General features: G+C 71.7%; 15 protein-coding genes and 2 pseudogenes. 13 read left to right on the top strand and 4 right to left on the bottom strand.

The features are described from left to right. From ACZ3IL_RS28710 to ACZ3IL_RS28690, 5 genes and pseudogenes are all read left to right on the top strand, one after another. Window positions 1-485, top strand: a 485-nt coding sequence (locus ACZ3IL_RS28710; RefSeq protein ID WP_467395013.1) for a flotillin domain-containing protein, incomplete at its 5' end; no start/stop codon positions are given. A 138-nt stretch (window positions 486-623) separates the two neighbouring features. Further along, a complete protein-coding gene (locus tag ACZ3IL_RS28705; RefSeq protein ID WP_467395011.1) occupies window positions 624-2,615 on the top strand; it encodes an NAD-binding protein in 1,992 nt (663 codons plus the stop codon). 315 nt (window positions 2,616-2,930) lie between these two features. Continuing rightward, the gene (locus ACZ3IL_RS28700; RefSeq protein ID WP_467395010.1) at window positions 2,931-3,638 is read left to right on the top strand and encodes a peptidase inhibitor family I36 protein; all 708 of its coding nucleotides are present in this window, start codon (window positions 2,931-2,933) and stop codon (window positions 3,636-3,638) included. Next, window positions 3,635-5,203: a phosphodiester glycosidase family protein gene (locus tag ACZ3IL_RS28695; RefSeq protein ID WP_467395009.1), complete on the top strand. Its 1,569-nt coding sequence runs from the start codon at window positions 3,635-3,637 to the stop codon at window positions 5,201-5,203. Before ACZ3IL_RS28700 ends, ACZ3IL_RS28695 begins: the two co-directional genes overlap by 4 nt. Window positions 5,204-5,304: 101 nt before the next feature. After that, window positions 5,305-5,819: pseudogene (locus tag ACZ3IL_RS28690) on the top strand (helix-turn-helix domain-containing protein); the annotation flags it as partial. A gap of 84 nt (window positions 5,820-5,903) precedes the next feature. Here the strand turns inward: ACZ3IL_RS28690 and ACZ3IL_RS28685 are convergent. Then, window positions 5,904-7,508: a CocE/NonD family hydrolase gene (locus ACZ3IL_RS28685; protein WP_467395025.1), complete on the bottom strand. Its 1,605-nt coding sequence runs from the start codon at window positions 7,506-7,508 to the stop codon at window positions 5,904-5,906. Between the two features lie 181 nt (window positions 7,509-7,689). On the opposite strand from ACZ3IL_RS28685, the gene ACZ3IL_RS28680 reads away from it, so the two are divergent. The 6 genes from ACZ3IL_RS28680 (at window position 7,690) to ACZ3IL_RS28655 (ending at window position 10,501) form a co-directional block, all read left to right on the top strand. Further along, a complete protein-coding gene (locus ACZ3IL_RS28680; RefSeq protein ID WP_467395023.1) occupies window positions 7,690-8,406 on the top strand; it encodes a TetR/AcrR family transcriptional regulator C-terminal domain-containing protein in 717 nt (238 codons plus the stop codon). 310 nt (window positions 8,407-8,716) lie between these two features. Next, window positions 8,717-9,055 (top strand): DUF4097 family beta strand repeat-containing protein, encoded by a 339-nt coding sequence (locus ACZ3IL_RS28675; RefSeq protein WP_467395007.1) that lies wholly within the window; start codon window positions 8,717-8,719, stop codon window positions 9,053-9,055. Between the two features lie 119 nt (window positions 9,056-9,174). Further along, window positions 9,175-9,552 carry a hypothetical protein gene (locus ACZ3IL_RS28670; RefSeq protein ID WP_467395005.1) on the top strand — a complete coding sequence of 126 codons (378 nt, stop codon included), beginning with the start codon at window positions 9,175-9,177 and terminating at the stop codon, window positions 9,550-9,552. Window positions 9,553-9,870: 318 nt separating this feature from the next. Continuing rightward, window positions 9,871-10,014, top strand: a complete 144-nt coding sequence (locus ACZ3IL_RS28665; RefSeq protein ID WP_467395003.1) for a hypothetical protein — start codon at window positions 9,871-9,873, stop codon at window positions 10,012-10,014. 28 nt (window positions 10,015-10,042) lie between these two features. After that, on the top strand, window positions 10,043-10,225 hold the full coding sequence (locus ACZ3IL_RS28660; protein WP_467395001.1) for a hypothetical protein: 183 nt from the start codon (window positions 10,043-10,045) through the stop codon (window positions 10,223-10,225). Between the two features lie 9 nt (window positions 10,226-10,234). Beyond that, complete coding sequence (locus ACZ3IL_RS28655; protein ID WP_467394999.1) at window positions 10,235-10,501, top strand: hypothetical protein; 267 nt, start codon at window positions 10,235-10,237, stop codon at window positions 10,499-10,501. Window positions 10,502-10,686: 185 nt separating this feature from the next. Here ACZ3IL_RS28655 and ACZ3IL_RS28650 read toward each other — a convergent pair whose 3' ends face one another. Then, window positions 10,687-11,535: a helix-turn-helix transcriptional regulator gene (locus tag ACZ3IL_RS28650; protein ID WP_467394997.1), complete on the bottom strand. Its 849-nt coding sequence runs from the start codon at window positions 11,533-11,535 to the stop codon at window positions 10,687-10,689. 139 nt (window positions 11,536-11,674) lie between these two features. Here ACZ3IL_RS28650 and ACZ3IL_RS28645 point away from each other — a divergent pair, with 139 nt between their 5' ends. Next, window positions 11,675-12,454: an NAD(P)H-dependent oxidoreductase gene (locus ACZ3IL_RS28645; RefSeq protein WP_467394995.1), complete on the top strand. Its 780-nt coding sequence runs from the start codon at window positions 11,675-11,677 to the stop codon at window positions 12,452-12,454. A gap of 82 nt (window positions 12,455-12,536) precedes the next feature. Here ACZ3IL_RS28645 and ACZ3IL_RS28640 read toward each other — a convergent pair whose 3' ends face one another. Then, a complete protein-coding gene (locus ACZ3IL_RS28640) occupies window positions 12,537-13,076 on the bottom strand; it encodes a hypothetical protein (protein ID WP_467394993.1) in 540 nt (179 codons plus the stop codon). 237 nt (window positions 13,077-13,313) lie between these two features. Further along, the gene (locus ACZ3IL_RS28635; RefSeq protein ID WP_467394991.1) at window positions 13,314-13,724 is read right to left on the bottom strand and encodes an SMI1/KNR4 family protein; all 411 of its coding nucleotides are present in this window, start codon (window positions 13,722-13,724) and stop codon (window positions 13,314-13,316) included. On the opposite strand from ACZ3IL_RS28635, the pseudogene ACZ3IL_RS28630 reads away from it, so the two are divergent. After that, window positions 13,711-14,609, top strand: a pseudogene (locus ACZ3IL_RS28630) (IS481 family transposase). The gene ACZ3IL_RS28635 and the pseudogene ACZ3IL_RS28630 overlap by 14 nt on opposite strands. Window positions 14,610-14,935: the final 326 nt, after the last annotated feature.

Here is a 14,935-nt window from a genome sequence, read left to right as displayed (position 1 = left end):
CCGAGGCCGACGCCCAGCGCTCCCGCCTGACCGGTGAGGGCGAGAAGGCGCACCGCGCGGCGCTCGCCGACGCCGTGCGCATCGAGGGCGAGGCCGAGGCCGCCGCCATCGCCGCCCGGGGCTCCGCCGAGGCCGAGGCGATGCGCAAGAAGGCCGACGCCTTCGCCCAGTACGGCGACGCGGCCGTCCTGCAGATGCTCGTCGAGGTCCTGCCGCAGGTCGTCGCCAAGGCGTCCGAACCGCTGTCCGCCATCGACAAGATGACCGTCATCTCCACCGACGGCGCCCACCACCTCACCCGCACCGTCACCGACAACGTCACCCAGGGCATCGAACTCCTCACCACCACCACCGGAATCGACCTCCCCTCCCTCCTCCAGAACCTCACCGGCAAGCACGGGGCGTCCGAGCCCCGGTTCGCTCCGGGCACCACGGGCACGCCGGTCGAGATCAGCGGACAGGAGGAGGCGGAAAAGGCCGGCTAGGCGCGGCTCCGGGGTTCCCCGGCACGGGACCGGCCGGTCCCGTGGGACCGCCCGTGGAGCGCCCCGGGGGCCGGAGAAGCAAGGACACCCGATCCGCCCGCGCACGCGGGCGGGTCCGTCCCGACAGCGGGGGGAATCATGATCACGCCACCACACACGGAGGCCGGACCGCACCGGGAGAGCGGCCACATGGTGGTGTGCGGCGACGACGGACTCGCCCTCCGACTCTGCGCCGAGCTGCGGGAGGTCTACCGGCAGCGGGTCGTCCTGGTCACTCCCGGCGGCCCGGCCGGGGAGGGGGCGGATGAGCGGCCCGCCGTACTGATCCGGGCGATACGGGTACCGCGCCGTTCCGGCCGTCCCCCTGCGGCGGAGACCGCCGGCGCCGTGTCCGCTCCCCCGCGCGACGTCGTGTCGGCGGCGCCCACCGAGGCCGCGCTGCGGCGGGCGGGCGCGGACCGGGCCGCCGCCCTCGCCCTGCTCTACGAGGACGACGAGACCAACCTGCGCGCCGCGCTGACCGCCCGCCGTCTCGCCCCCGGCCTGCGGCTCGTGGTCCGCATGTACAACCGGAAGCTCGGCCGGCGTCTGGAGGAGATCCTCGACCAGGCCGCCCTCCTGACGGCGCCGGAGACCGACCGGGCGCTCCTGGAGGCGTCCACCACGGTCCTGTCCGACGCGGACACCGCCGCTCCCGCGCTCGTCGCCACCGCCGTCGCGGGCACGAGCAAGGTCGTCCAGGCCGACGGCGTGCTGCTGCGCGCCGCCGAGCGCGTGCCGTCCGGGCACGGCGAGGTCCCGGACCCCGGTCTGTGCACCCTGGCGCTGCTGTCCTCCACGGCCGACGACCCCTCCGGCGCCGAGGGTTCGGACTCCAGCGGCTCCCAGGCCCCTCACCTCCTGCCCGACGACCGGACCGTGGAGGAGGCGGCCGGTCGCGGGAGCATCGTCCTGGAGACCCTCCGGTACGCCGGTCCCGCTCGGCCCCCACGGCGTCCGGCCGGACGCGGGGTGCCCCTGCGCGAACTCTTCTCCGGCCGTTTCCGCCGGGCACTCGTCGCCGTCGCGCTCTCCGTACTCGTCCTGACGCTGGTCACCACCCTGCTCACCGACGCGGGTCCCGTGCGCGCCGCGTACGTGACGCTGCTCGACCTGTTCTCGATCAACGACCCCGCGATCGGCGCACCGGTCACCCACCAGGTCCTCCAGCTCCTCACCGGTCTGGCCGGCCTCGCCCTGCTCCCCCTCCTCGTCGCCGGGGCGCTGGAGGCGCTCGGCACCTTCCGCGCGGCGGGCGCGCTGCGCCGGCCGCCCCGCGGCCTGTCCGGCCACGTCGTCCTGCTCGGTCTCGGCAAGGTCGGCACCCGGGTCCTCGCCCGCCTGCGGGAACTCGGCATCCCGGTCGTCTGCGTCGAGGAGGACCCCGACGCCCGCGGCATCCCCCTCGCGCGCGGCCTTCGCGTACCGGTCGTCCTCGGTGACGCCACGGAGGAGGGCGTGCTGGAAGCGGGCGGAATCCACCGGGCACACGCCCTGCTCGCCCTGACCAGCTCCGACACCACCAACCTGGAGGCGGCGCTCCACGCCCGTACCGTCAGGCCCGACCTGCGCGTCGCCCTCCGCCTGTACGACGACGGCTTCGCCACCGCCGTCCACCGCACCCTGCGGGCAGCCCATCCCGGGGCCCTCACCCGCAGCCGCAGCGTCTCCCACCTGGCCGCGCCCGCCTTCGCGGGCGCCATGATGGGCCGGCAGATCCTCGGGGCGATCCCCGTGGAGCGCAGGGTCCTGCTGTTCGCCGCGCTCCCCGTGGCCGGGCATCCGGAGTTCGAGGGCCGGACCGTCGCCGCGTCCTTCCGTCCCGGGGCGTGGCGCGTGCTCGCGCTCGACACCGCCTCCCCCGAAGCCCGCCGCCCCGATCTCGCCTCGTCCCGTCACCACGGCGAACGACCGCAGCTCCTGTGGAGCCCGCCCCCGGGCTACGTGCTGCGGCCGGAGGACAGGGTCGTGATCGCGGCGACCCGCCGCGGTCTCGCCGGGCTGCTCGGGGAACGGCCCGTGGGGAACCCCGTGCCGCCGGCGGCACGCCGGCCGCGGGCGGTACGGCGGCACCGGCGTCGCGGTACATGATCACCACGCCCGGCAGGACATGTGCGACGATCCGGTCACCGGTCGCCCCGCGCTTGATCCGGACGGGGAGCCGGACGACAATGCGCCTGGTCACAGGACCCGTCTCCCCCGCCGCACAAGAGCTCCGTCCCGTCCCGCGGACCGCGTGACCGCACGTCCGACACGGGCCGGCCCGTCGAACGGCGGGGGCACCCGCGCGGATCGCACGACGTCGTGAGGACGCGCTCACCGATGCGGAACGAGCCCGCCCCCGCGACCGTGCCCCGGGCCGGGCCGGGTCGTGACCGCTCACGTCTCATCCACTAGGGGGAACCGGTGAACACCACCACCCTGCGCGGGGTCCTGATAGCGACGGCCCTGGCGCTTTTCGGATCGGCGCTCGTCGCGCTCCCGGCGAACGCCGCCGGATACGAATCCTGTCCGGAGAAGTCGCTGTGCCTGTACAGCGCCCAGGACGGCGCCAGCGACGAGGGCGACGCCGTCCACGCGTACGACCTGGCCGCGAACGCCGACGCCCAGTCGTACGGAGCCTGGGACGGCCGCGCGGCGTCCCTCCTCAACAACTCCCCCTACTGGGCCTGCCTGTACGGGGAGGCCCGCTACGGCGGCGAGGTGAAGCCCGTCCCGCCGGGCGCCCGGGCGAACCTCGCGGCCGTGGCACCCGGTGTGGACGGCACCCTGAGCTCCCACAAGCTGGCGCCCTCCCAGGGCCACTGCTTCACGGGCTACGAGCGCTGCCCGGACGACACGCTCTGCCTGTTCCAGGAGGCGAACGGGCGGGGCCGGATGACCAGCACCACACAGGACTACCGCGCCTACCACCCCGACCTCTGGGCGAACCAGATCGAGTCGGTGCTGAACCGGACGGGCCGCTCCGCCTGCTTCTTCACCAAGCACCTCGACCAGCTCACCGCCGCGGACCGGCCCTTCCGGGTCCTGCCGGGCGACGGCACCTCGGTCGTCGGCAGCCAGGCGAACACCTTCAACTCCCACCGCTTCAGCGACACCGAGGACTGCTCGTGACGACATCACGCCGCCACGCGGTCCTCGCCGGCGCGACCGCGCTCTCCCTGGCCCTCCTCCTCCCGGTGCCGGGTGCGCGAAGCGCGGGCGCCGACACCTCCGCGCCGCAGCTGACCGGCTGGGAGGCCATCGTCGAGACGGACCCCGCCAAGGTGCTCGCGCCGGGCGTGGAGCACTTCCGCTACCGCGAGGCCGCCGTGCCGGAGGGAGACCTCCGCCACGGCCTGCCGCGCCGCGAACTGAACGTCCTGCGCATCGATCCGGCGAAGGGCTCCCTGCGGATCGAGAGCACCTACGGCAGGGCCTCGGGCGACGCCGAGATCGTCCGCGACCAGCTGAACGCCAACAGGCACCTTCCGGTCGCCGGGATCAACGGCAGCTTCTTCACGCCCGAGGGCCGGCACCCGCAGGCCGCCGCGGACGAGGAGGAGTCCGTGCAGAGCTACGGGGCCACCGTCCGCGACGGGGTCCTGCTGGGCGCGGCCTGCAACCCCGACAAGGCGAGCCGCCGCTCCCTGGTCCTCCAGTACGGCATCCCGTACATCACGGAGGTGGCGACGTCCCTCGCGGTGACGAGCGACCGCGCCCCCTCCGGCGGAGGCTCCGCCCGGCAGGTCGTCGACGACGTCAACCGCAATCCGGGCGGCGCGCTGGCCTGCCCGCGCGACGCGGTGGACGGCGTCGGCGACAAGGACCCGGCCGATCCGGCGGACAAGGAGGGCAGGGAGTACAAGGACTCCGAAGGCCGGTCGATGACCGTGTACCAGGACCCCACGGAGTTCGTCCTCTTCAACGACCGCTACGGGATGAAGACCCCGAGGCCGGACCTGAACCCGGCGATCGGCTCGGACAACGCCGAAGGCTTCGAGGTGGTCGTCGAGCCCGACGGCGGCCTGACCCGCCCCGCCACCTGGACCAGCGTCCGCGGCGGCAAGGACGTCCCCCGGGGCAAGCACATCCTCCAGGTCGTCGGCGCGGCCCCCACCGCGTGGCTCAAGGAGATGTACGAGGCCGGGGCCAGGCTCACCATCGAGCAGAAGGTGACCGACGTCTCCGACGGCCGGGAGATCCCCCTGAACGAGTCCGTCGACATCGTGTCCGGCGGCCACCGCCTGATCCTCGACGGCGTCAACAAGTTCACCGGCAACCGTGACAAGGACGGCAACCCCACGTCCTGCGCCCGCCTGGTGAGCAGCGGGGACCAGATCATCTGCAAGGACTCCCGCACCGTCGTGGGCGTGGACGACCGGGGCCGCACCGTCATCGCGACCCTGACCGGGCCCCGCGACGAGAACCCCGACACCGGCGAGGCCGAGGTGACGGTCTTCGACGGCGGGTTCTTCGCGGACGTCACCCGGCCGCTCACGCAGCTTCGCGTCATGGACGCGATCAACCTCGACGGCGGCGGCTCGACGACCCTGCTCATCCGCCAGAAGAACGACAACCCCGCCGACACCGCGAAGAACTACCGGCGGTACAGCGGTCTGACGGACCTCAAGCACCGGCCGGTGTTCGACGCGGTGTACGTGGGCCTCGGCGGGGACGTCGTCACGCCGGGCGGCTAGGTGTATTGATCACGAGCGTTGTTGACGGTCGCGGTTCTTGATCATGGCGAAGACCTCCGGTGTGGTGGAGCTGTCTAGGACTGCACCGCACGGAGGTCTTCGTGTCCCACAGTAATGCCCGGCTTACCGTCTTCGGGAGACGGCTGCTGGTCGAACGTGTCCGCTCAGGCCGTCCGGTCGCGCACGTGGCGGCCGAGATGGGCATCCCACGGGCCACCGCCCACAAGTGGATGCGCCGGTGGCGGGCCGAGGGCGATGCGGGCCTGCACGACCGCTCCGGCCGGCCGCACAGGACACCGCACCGCACCCCGGCCGCACTGGAGACCCGTGTCCGCGACCTGCGCCGGACCCGCAAACCCGGCCCGGCCCGATCCTGGGCCCGCCCGACGAACGCCGGCACACCGCCATCGCCTTCTGGCAACGCGCGAACGCGTTCTTCCAGGCTCACGGCATCACCGTCGAACGCGTGCTGACCGACAACGGCTCCTGCTACAAGTCCGAGCTGTTCACCCGGACGCTGACCGCGGCCGGTATCCGGCACAAGAAGATCCGGCCCTACCGGCCCCAGACCAACGGCAAGGTCGAACGCTTCAACCGCTGCGTAACCCTGACTTGGTTGGCGTGGACGGCGAAGAGGGCGTGGAGGAGCGAGCCGGGCCGGACGGCCCGGCTCGTCGACTGTTCCCGGAGGGCTGGCGAATTACGCGAGACCAGAGCTGCCGGGAAGTACCAGTGTCGAGTGCGTGTGGAGCGTGATGCGCACCGGTGTGAAGGTGGTGGCGTCCACCGGCGACTCACCGGTGCCGGGATTGCGGGCGTAGCGTGGGTGGGCGCCTCCGCTGATCTGCCAGCGTATGCGGTGGCCGACGGGGAAGCGGTGGGCGGTGGAGCTCATCGGCACAGTGACCTGCGAGGGCGTCTGTTCGGCCGTCCGTAGCCGGCCGAACCCGTCGCAGATGTTGACGGAGCGGCCTTGTGGGTCTACGTCGCACAGGCGTGTGAAGACATCGGCGTGCCCGGTGTCCGTGGAGATGCTCAGCCGTGCGGAGACGGGGCCCAGGATGTCCATGGGCTCGGTCAGCGGTGGACCGGTGAATGTCAGGACGTCGTCCCGGGCCTCCAGAGTGGCGTTGTTCCGGGGACCGGCGGTGCGGGAGAGCAGTGGGCCGCCCAGCGAGGGGGTGGGGTCGGCCGGGTCGTAGCGGAACGCCGCCACGGGTGCGGAGTCTGCGGGGGCCTGCTGGGTGAGATGCCCGCCGGGGATGGGGTACCACGAGGTGGCAGCCGCGGTCGGCGGCCAGTCGTCGAGGTCCCGCCAGGTGTCTTCGCCGCCGATGTGCACACGTACCGCGGTGGGACGCAGGCCGGAGGGATCGGCGTACAGGTGGGCGCGCAGCCACGCGAGGCTTTCGGCGAATACCTCGGGCCATCCTTGCTGCAGGGCCGAAGTGTGGGTCCAGGGACCAACGAGCAGGGCGGTCTCACATCCGGCTTGACGCAGCCGGTCATACTGCTCGAAGGTCTGGTCGACCAGTGCGTCGTGCCATCCGGTGATCAGAGCCGTGGGCACGTGGAGCCGCTCCGCCGACTCCGTCAACGACGCGCCGTGCCAATAGGCGTCCTTGGCGTCCGGGTGTGTCATCACGTCGTCCAACCAAGGCAGTTCGCTGCCGAGGGCTGACACGTATGCCCTACGCAGGGGCTGCGCGGTGGTGACGTCGCGCAGGCGGCGCTGCAGGCGCAGCGTCGCCTTGAGGAACGGTGCCATGCCCTGGTGCTGGTAGTTCATGCCCACGCCCACGGCGAGGGCGTTCTCCAGGAGAAGCGCACCGCCTGCGTGGAACAGGGCGTGGGGATCGTGCAGCCCTACTTGTACCACCATTGCCTTCAGTTCTGGCGGTGGGTCCAAAGCGAGGGCCCATTGCACGTAGCCCAGGTAACTGGGGCCGACGGTCCCCAGTGTTCCGTTGAACCATGGTTGCTCGCGCAGCCAGGACACTGTGGCCTGGCCGTCGGCGGCCTCGTTGCGCCACAGATCGAACATACCGCCCGAACCTCCGGTGCCGCGGCAGCTCTGCAGGATCACGTGGAAGCCCTGTTCGGCGAAGAGCAGGCCGAACTGGGGTGACCACGGCAGGCCTCGGCCATAGGGCGAGCGGACCAGGATGGTGGGGAAGTCGCCCTGGGCGCGCGGGAAGTAGTGGTCAGTGATCAACGGGCTGCCGTCGGCGGCCGGCACCAACAGTCCCGGCTCCCATCCGACCTCGTGCCGTTTCGCCGGCAGGCCTCGCCAGGTCGCCCTCATCATCCGGGAGGACAGCGGCGGTTTTCCGGCGGGCGGCACCCAGGCTGGTCCGGCTACGACATCGGGCGCGTGTGATGGCATCGTTCCCCTCCCCTATTCTCGTACGAGGTACGAGAATAGGGGATGCTTGGATGACCTCGACAAGAGCCGCCTCAACAACCAGGGGAAGGACTGCGAGGTCATGTCCAGCGACGGAAAGTCCGGTGCCGAGAGCGTCGGTCCCGAACAGCTCTGGCTGCGCCCCACCGGGCCACGCAGGGGCCGCAGGCCCTCCTTCAGTCGGGAGGCGATCACCGCGGCGGCCGTCGCTCTGGCGGACGCGGAAGGAATCGGTGCGGTCACCATGCGGCGGGTGGCCGCCGAGGTCGGGGCGGGCGTCATGTCGCTCTACAGCTACGCCCCCGACAAGGAGACGCTGCTGGAACTGATGGTCGACCACGTCAGCGGCGAACTCACGGTCACGAACCCACCGAGCGGCGACTGGCGTACCGATCTGAAGACCGTGGCCCGCCTGCAGCGCGCCCACATGCTGCGCCACCCTTGGCTGCCCGTCGCCTTGTCCACCCGTCGCGTTCCGGGTCCCAACACGCTGGCCTTCCTGGAACACGTGCTCGCCGTCCTGCGGCCCACCGGGCTGGACGGTGCGGCGAAACTAGAGGTCTTCGCCCAGATCACCGCATTCGTGGCCGGGCACGTTACCCATGAGATCGCGCAGGCCGCAGTCCCACGATCACCGGACCAGGCCGCAGCCGAGGGCCGCTACCTCGCCGCTGTCGCCGCCGACGGTTGCCACCCGGAACTCGCCGAAGCCCTTTCCGCTCCCGGACGCCCCCTCACTCCCGACGCCACCTTCTCCCGGTTCCTCAACCGCCTGATCGACGGCCTCGATACTGACTGATGCGCCACAGCTGTGCCGGCGTCCCGCCCGCGGCGCCTCCGAGGAACAGACCGTCGGCTTGTCCACGGCCACGGCCACTACGAGGGCTGCCGCCAGCTCCGTTTTCGGCGGCAGCCCGACTATCCACCGAGTGGGGTCTGCGTGGGCAGTGCGCGGATCACAGCATGGCGATCGGCGAGCTGCTGACGAAGGTGAAGGTTCTCCATCGTGGCCTGGTGTGGGGCACCGACCAGTGCCTCGGCGTCGGCTTTTAACTGGGCGAGCTCCTTGGCGTCGGCGGCTCGTAGTTCCTTCAAACGCCGGGACGACCGTGCGCGGCGACCTGGAGGCCATCCGCTTCGACGCCCACAACGGATCGCTCCAGGCAGGCGGCGTGAAGGTCCTGGAGGCCGAGACCCACAACGGCTCCGTCCTCATCGACCGCGTCGAGACGGAGCTGGAGGCGAGCACCCACAACGGGTCCACCAGCATCGGCGCCTACAACGGCCACCGCGGCTCCGCCCGCACCCACAACGGCGACGTGACGATCAGCGCCACCCCGGCCTCCTCCGGCCGCCTCGCCGCCCGCACCCACAACGGCTCCGTCCGCGTGCGCGGCGCCGGTCACCTCGGCCTGAAGGCGTCCACCCACAACGGCCGCGTCTGGTGACGCCCCGGGGCGGCCGCCTACCGGCTACCAACCTCGCCGGCCACCCCGGGCCTCCCAACCCCGCTCCACGAAGGAGCAGGGGGCAGACACATCGTCCCTCAACTCCCCGGGAGCCCAACATGACCCCCCGCCCCGACGACCAGGCCCGCGCCGAGCTGCGCGACCTGGTCGCGAAGGCCAGCCAGCGCCGCGAGTCCAACCACGAGTTCTACGAGGTCGACGTCCCGATACACGACACCGCCAACCCGGCCCCGCGGGGGCTGCACGTCTTCACCGGCGAGGCGGGCTCCCCCACCACGGCCCTGCGCCGCGCCCACGAGGTCTACGACGCCGCGCTCGCCGCGCACACGGCCGGCCTCGAGGTCCCCGGCAGGCAGCCGGACAGCTGGGGAGCGCGCGGGCTGCGGCCCGGCTGGGAGATGGAGTGGACGGCCGCGAAGGCCGGCCCCTGGAAGAGCCCCTACAGCTGGACCACCCGCAGCGACCTCGCGCTGTAGTTCCGCCCCGGGACGGCCGCCAAGGCCGGAAAACCAGTCGACCGTCCCGGGTCACCCATCCCGTACGAGACGAGAGGGAGATCCCCAGTACGGACTCCGTCCTGCACCCCCGGGGCCGGTTCGGCCCGCGCACCCTCCTGATCACCACCACCGCCGCCCTGCCCCTGACCGGCTGGGCGATCCACGCCGTCGCCCCGCACAAGCAGCTCGCCGCACCCGCCGCCCTGCCCTCGCAGCGTCCGAGCCGCCCGTCGTACCGGCCCGCCTCCTGGACTGGCACGACGAGGCGCACTTCGCCCGGCCCGAGCGGTGGGTGCTGTGCCAGAAGACCACCCGCTGCGCTCCCACGACGACGAGCCCGTGCACAAGACGTGCGCGGAGAGCTGGAACGCCGCCAACCCGGGCGCGGCCCGGTTCGTCTCCGACCCGCCCAAGAGCGGCAAGAGCAAGGACCACGCCTGACCTCCTCCCTCCACCCTTGGAGGCACCGATGACCAATACCGACCGCGACATCGACCGCGCCCTGGCCTACCCCGAACCGCCGGCCTCCCCGCTGTGGCACCGCGACGGCTCCCGGGCCCGGCCGCTCACCCCCGAGCAGCAGCGCCGCAACCGCGAGCTCCTCCACCTCGCGCGGAAGCGCCCGCGCCCGACCACCGCCAAGGCCGCGTAGGAAACCGCCGTGTTCGACGACTTCGACCAGAGCGCCAAGGCCACGGCCCTGGCCCTGAACGCCGGCACCGACGCCGAACAGGGCGGCGCCGCCCGCACCGTCGCCCGCCGCGCCCGCCGCGCCCGCCGCGCCCGCCGCGCCCGCGACAAGGACGACCTCGCCCGGCTCCTGGATGCGGAGCATCACGATCCGCCAACCCTGGACCACCCGCATCCTCGCGGGCAAGCACATCGAGAACCGCCCGGTGCACTGGCTCATGTCTGGCTTGAGTGGTGAGAACCGCTTCTGACCAGGCCGTTTGCGTCAAGGACATGTACTTGACCTGTGCACCATTGCCTGAGCGCGGCCCTTGAGTCGTGTCAGGCTGAAGCCCCGGAACCCACTCCGGGATTTCAGCCAGGCCGGGGACCGGAAAGCCGCCACTGTTGAGGCGTTCCCGGCGGTGAGCGGACGTTGTTGAGCTACTTGCGGACCTGAGCGTTCGCTGTGGGATGCGCGTCGCCGCGGTCCGCGCCCAGGCCCGCGAGCAAGCGCAGCCCGTCCTCGGCGGGGCTGCCGGGGGTCGCGGACAGCACCAGCAGCTCCATGCCTGATTCGTCTGGTAGTGCGAAGTTTTCCTGGTGCAGTTCCAGCAGTCCGACCAGCGGGTGCCGGTACGCCTTGCGTCCATGTGTGCGTGCACGCACGTCCGCGCGGGCCCAGAGACGGCGGAAACGCTCGCTGCCCATCGCCAGCTCGCCGATGAGCGAGGCCAGGCGGGGGTCCCCGGGGTACTTGCCGGCGGCCAGGCGCAGATGCCCGACCACGTCGAGGGTGCACTTCTCCCATTCCGCGTAAAGGCCGCGCTCGGCCTCCTCAAGGAAGATGTGCCGGGCGGTGTTCAGGCCCGGCATCGGCCGGCCGAAGAGGAGCCCGGCCAGGCGGTTGCCAGCGAGCACGTCCAGGTGGTGGTCCATGATCAGCGCGGGTGCGTCGGCGACCAGGTCGAGGACGCGCAGCAGCTCCGGCCGGACCCGCCCACCCGGCGCCTTCGCGCGGCGACGGCGCTGCCGGGCGAGCCGGGAGATGTGCCCGCGTTCGGTCTCGTCGAGGCCGAGGACGCGGGCGAGCGCGTCGAGGACCTGCTCGGAGGGCTGGGTCGCACGGCCCTGCTCCAGGCGTACGTAGTAGTCGACGCTGACTCCGGACAGGTGCGCGACCTCTTCTCGGCGCAGCCCTTCGACCCGGCGGCGACTGTCGGTGGGGATGCCGACGGCCGCCGGGTCGACCCTGGAACGCCGAGTCCGCAGGAAGCTCGCAAGATCGTCCATGCCTCCCAGTATGGCCTCGCCGTTGCCCGCGGAGGTGGTACTGCCATTACCAGGAAGTCCAGTCCGACGGAAGCGGCGCCCCTGAACGCCGGGCGCCGCGGCGCCCAGGATCGAGGACATCCGATCCGAAGGAGTTCCCATGAAGACGCTGATCGTCTACGCCCACCCGGAGCCGAAGTCGCTCAACAGTTCGCTGAAGGACCTCGCGGTGTCCACATTGGAGAACGCCGGGCACGAGGTGCGGGTGAGCGATCTGTACGCGATGAACTGGAAGGCGGTCGTGGACGCCGCGGACTACGGCCCTCACGCCTCGAGTCCGCTGAAAGTCGCGCGGGACTCGGGCCGGGCCTTCGACGCCGGGACGCTCACCCCGGACGTCCGCACCGAGCAGGAGAAGCTGCTGTGGGCCGACACGATCATCTTCCAGTTCCCGCTGTGGTGGTACACGATGCCCGCGATCCTCAAGGGCTGGGTGGACCGGGTGTTCACCTTCCACTTCGCGTACGGCGTCGGCGAGCACAGCGACACCAAGTACGGCGAGCGCTTCGGCGAAGGAACCCTCGCGGGCCGCAGGGCCCTGCTGTCGGTGACCGTCGGCGGCCCGGAGTCGCATTACGCCGCCCGCGGGATCAACGGCCCCATTGACGATCTGCTGTTCCCGATCCACCACGGCATCCTCTACTACCCCGGCATCGAGGTGCTGCCGCCGTTCGTGCTGTACGGCACCGACCGGATGGCTGACGAGGAGTACCCGGGCGTCGCCAAGGCATGGGAGCAGCGCCTGCTCACCCTGGAGTCGACCGAGCCGATCGCGTTTCGGCGGCAGAACTTCGGTGACTACGAGATTCCCTCGCTGCATCTGAAGGAGGGACTGGAGCCCGCGGGCCGCACGGGTTTCGGGCTGCACGTGCGGGGCTGACCGCGGGCGATGGCCTGGACGCTCGTGGTCGGACCGGCCGGGTTGCTGCCGCGGGTCAGCCGCCGGCAGGCCCACCGCTTGGTCAGGTCCCGCAGCCAGGACTGCTGCCGCCGAAGTGCAGGCGGCAGCAGTCCTCGTTGGCCAGGTCGAGCAGCCGCAGATCCCAGCTGTCACGCGGGAACCGGTCAGCCCGTGGATCGTCGGCGCTCAACAGCCGCTGCGCATCGAAGCGGGTGTCGCGGATGAAGGCGTGGGACAGCGACTGGTAGCCCTTGCGCGCGACGTGGCAGAACTCCCACCACTGCGTCTCGTCCCAGTCCATCAGACCGTGCACGCCCGATTCGCGGATCCAACTCGGCGCGCGGGTCACCGGGCGCGGGGCCGTATGCCGGTCCCCGATGTCAGCCCGGTGCTGCAGCCCGAACTGCACCTCCAAGCGGACCTGGCGCCCCAGGTCGTGAAACCGGATGCAGGGATCGCGCCGCGGCTCCAGCCGCCCGAACCACTCGACCAACTGGTCGTCCGGCAGCTCGGGATGGCCGTTGTCGCACCAGCGGATGTTGTGCCGCCGCCACAACACCGACCCGGGCCCCGTCGTCCACCACGGGCAGTCGGGCAGCACACAGTGCCGCTCGCCGTGCGGAGGCGTCTCGTAGCGCGGTGGCCAGCCACGCGTCCATGGCCATCAGGTCGCCGACCGGGCCGGCGGAGCCGGACCATTCTGGACGCGTGCTCCGTCCATCGGCCACCCCGTCCCGGAAGGCCAGCTGACGATGACGGCGATACCTCTGCTCCTCGACGGTTACTTCGACGAGCTCCCGGTCCCGGCGACGACGGCCTCACCGCCCGATTTCGGAGGTCAAAAGCGAAGCCACTCGTCGCGTGCCCAGTCCCATACCGACTCCCAGCGGTCCTCCGTGAGGCCGCCCTCTCCGATGCACCTCCAGAGGACGACAGCGCCGTCGGGGCCGACGAGGTAGAAGTCGCCTTCGTCCTCGCACAGGACGACCAGGTCGTGTGGGACGCCCTGGTCCCAGGCGATGGCCATGAGCTCCGGCAGGTACGTGTGCGTGCCCTCGTCCGTGACGGTGACGGGTTCCAGGCGCCCGCGCTCGACGTCTCCGATACGGAGCAGGAATTCTCGGAGTCCGGCGGGCAGCTGGACGCCGTGCTCTTTTTCGATCTGCGCGAGGAGCTGCTCGTCGGGGAGCTCCGGCGGAGTCTCGTCCGGACCATTGGTGTCCAGGAGGTACTGGATGACGTCTTCCACGACTCTCCTCACGGCCGCCGCCTCGACCCCGCGACTGCGAGCCCTGGTGATCATTTTGGAACCAGGAGCCGCACGCAACCGCATCGGGGCGCGCGGGTTGGGCTGCCGCTCTTCCCGCCCGCACGGCAGCCCCCGGCGGACACCGACTCGCACTGAACGGCGGATCATCAAGGTCCGCGTCCTGCGCCGCTGGGGACCGGCCCGCATCGCACACCTGCTGAACCTGGTGCCCTCCACCGTCCACCGTGTGCTGACCCGCTACGGCCTGGCCCGCCTGACGCATCTGGACCGGGCCACGGGCCGCGTCGTACGCCGCTACGAACGCGAGAAGCCCGGCGAGCTCGTGCACGTCGACATCAAGGAACTCGGCAACATCCCCGACGGCGGCGGACACAAAGTCCTGGGCCGGCAAGCAGGCCGCAGGACCCGCGAGAACGCCGGCTACAGCTACCTGCACACCGCCGTCGACGACCACTCCCGCCTCGCCTGCAGCGAGATCCACGCGGACGAGAAGAAGGAGACCGCCACCGTCTTCTGGCAGCGGGCCCACGCGTTCTTCACCGGCGCCGGGATCACCGTCGAACGCGTCCTGACCGACAACGGCTCCTGCTACCGCTCACGCGACTGGCGCGACACCCTGGCAGCGACCGGGATCACCCATAAGCGAACCCGGCCCTACCGGCCCCAGACCAACGGCAAGGTCGAACGCTTCAACCGCACCCTGCTCGACGAATGGGCCTACGCCCGCCCCTACCGGTCAGAAAACGAACGCCGCGAAGCGTTCCCGGCTGGCTCCACTCCTACAATCACCACCGCGGACACACCGCGCTCGCAGGCAAACCACCCGCCAGCCGCGTCCCCAACCTCACAGGGCAATACACCTAGGGCGCGTGCCGGAGGTCCCGCCTGCCCGGCGGGGCCGTGACCGGCGGCGTCCGTGCGGCGGGTCCGGCGGCCCGGCGGGCGGTGTCGTTCCGTCCCGGGGCCTTTACGGCCGTGGCGCCGGGCACGGCCGTCGCCCGGGCGGCCCGGCGGCCGTGCCACGTCGTTCCGCCGTCGGTCCGGCGGTACGGGGCGCCGCGAGGGGCGCCGGGCGGGCGGCGGGTCCCCGGGCCCGCCCGTCCGGCCGAATTCGTGCCGCCGCGGCCGGGACAGGGCAGCATGGTGGGGAGAGCTCGCCCGGGCGGTGCTCCGTTCGATGCCCGCGCGGA

This window comes from Streptomyces sp. NPDC014907 (genome assembly GCF_055562975.1).
Note: the sequence above shows the minus strand (reverse complement) of the source record. Positions and strands in the feature narration are given on the sequence as shown.

What these genes read in the sequence shown, in the direction of transcription:
- ACZ3IL_RS28685 (WP_467395025.1), bottom strand. Translation starts at nt 7,508, where the DNA reads ATGAGGGCGACCTGGCGAGGCCTGCCGGCGAAACGGCACGAGGTCGGA.
- ACZ3IL_RS28650 (WP_467394997.1), bottom strand. Translation starts at nt 11,535, where the DNA reads ATGGACGATCTTGCGAGCTTCCTGCGGACTCGGCGTTCCAGGGTCGAC.
- ACZ3IL_RS28680 (WP_467395023.1), top strand. Translation starts at nt 7,690, where the DNA reads ATGTCCAGCGACGGAAAGTCCGGTGCCGAGAGCGTCGGTCCCGAACAG.
- ACZ3IL_RS28645 (WP_467394995.1), top strand. Translation starts at nt 11,675, where the DNA reads ATGAAGACGCTGATCGTCTACGCCCACCCGGAGCCGAAGTCGCTCAAC.
- ACZ3IL_RS28660 (WP_467395001.1), top strand. Translation starts at nt 10,043, where the DNA reads ATGACCAATACCGACCGCGACATCGACCGCGCCCTGGCCTACCCCGAA.
- ACZ3IL_RS28670 (WP_467395005.1), top strand. Translation starts at nt 9,175, where the DNA reads ATGACCCCCCGCCCCGACGACCAGGCCCGCGCCGAGCTGCGCGACCTG.
- ACZ3IL_RS28705 (WP_467395011.1), top strand. Translation starts at nt 624, where the DNA reads ATGATCACGCCACCACACACGGAGGCCGGACCGCACCGGGAGAGCGGC.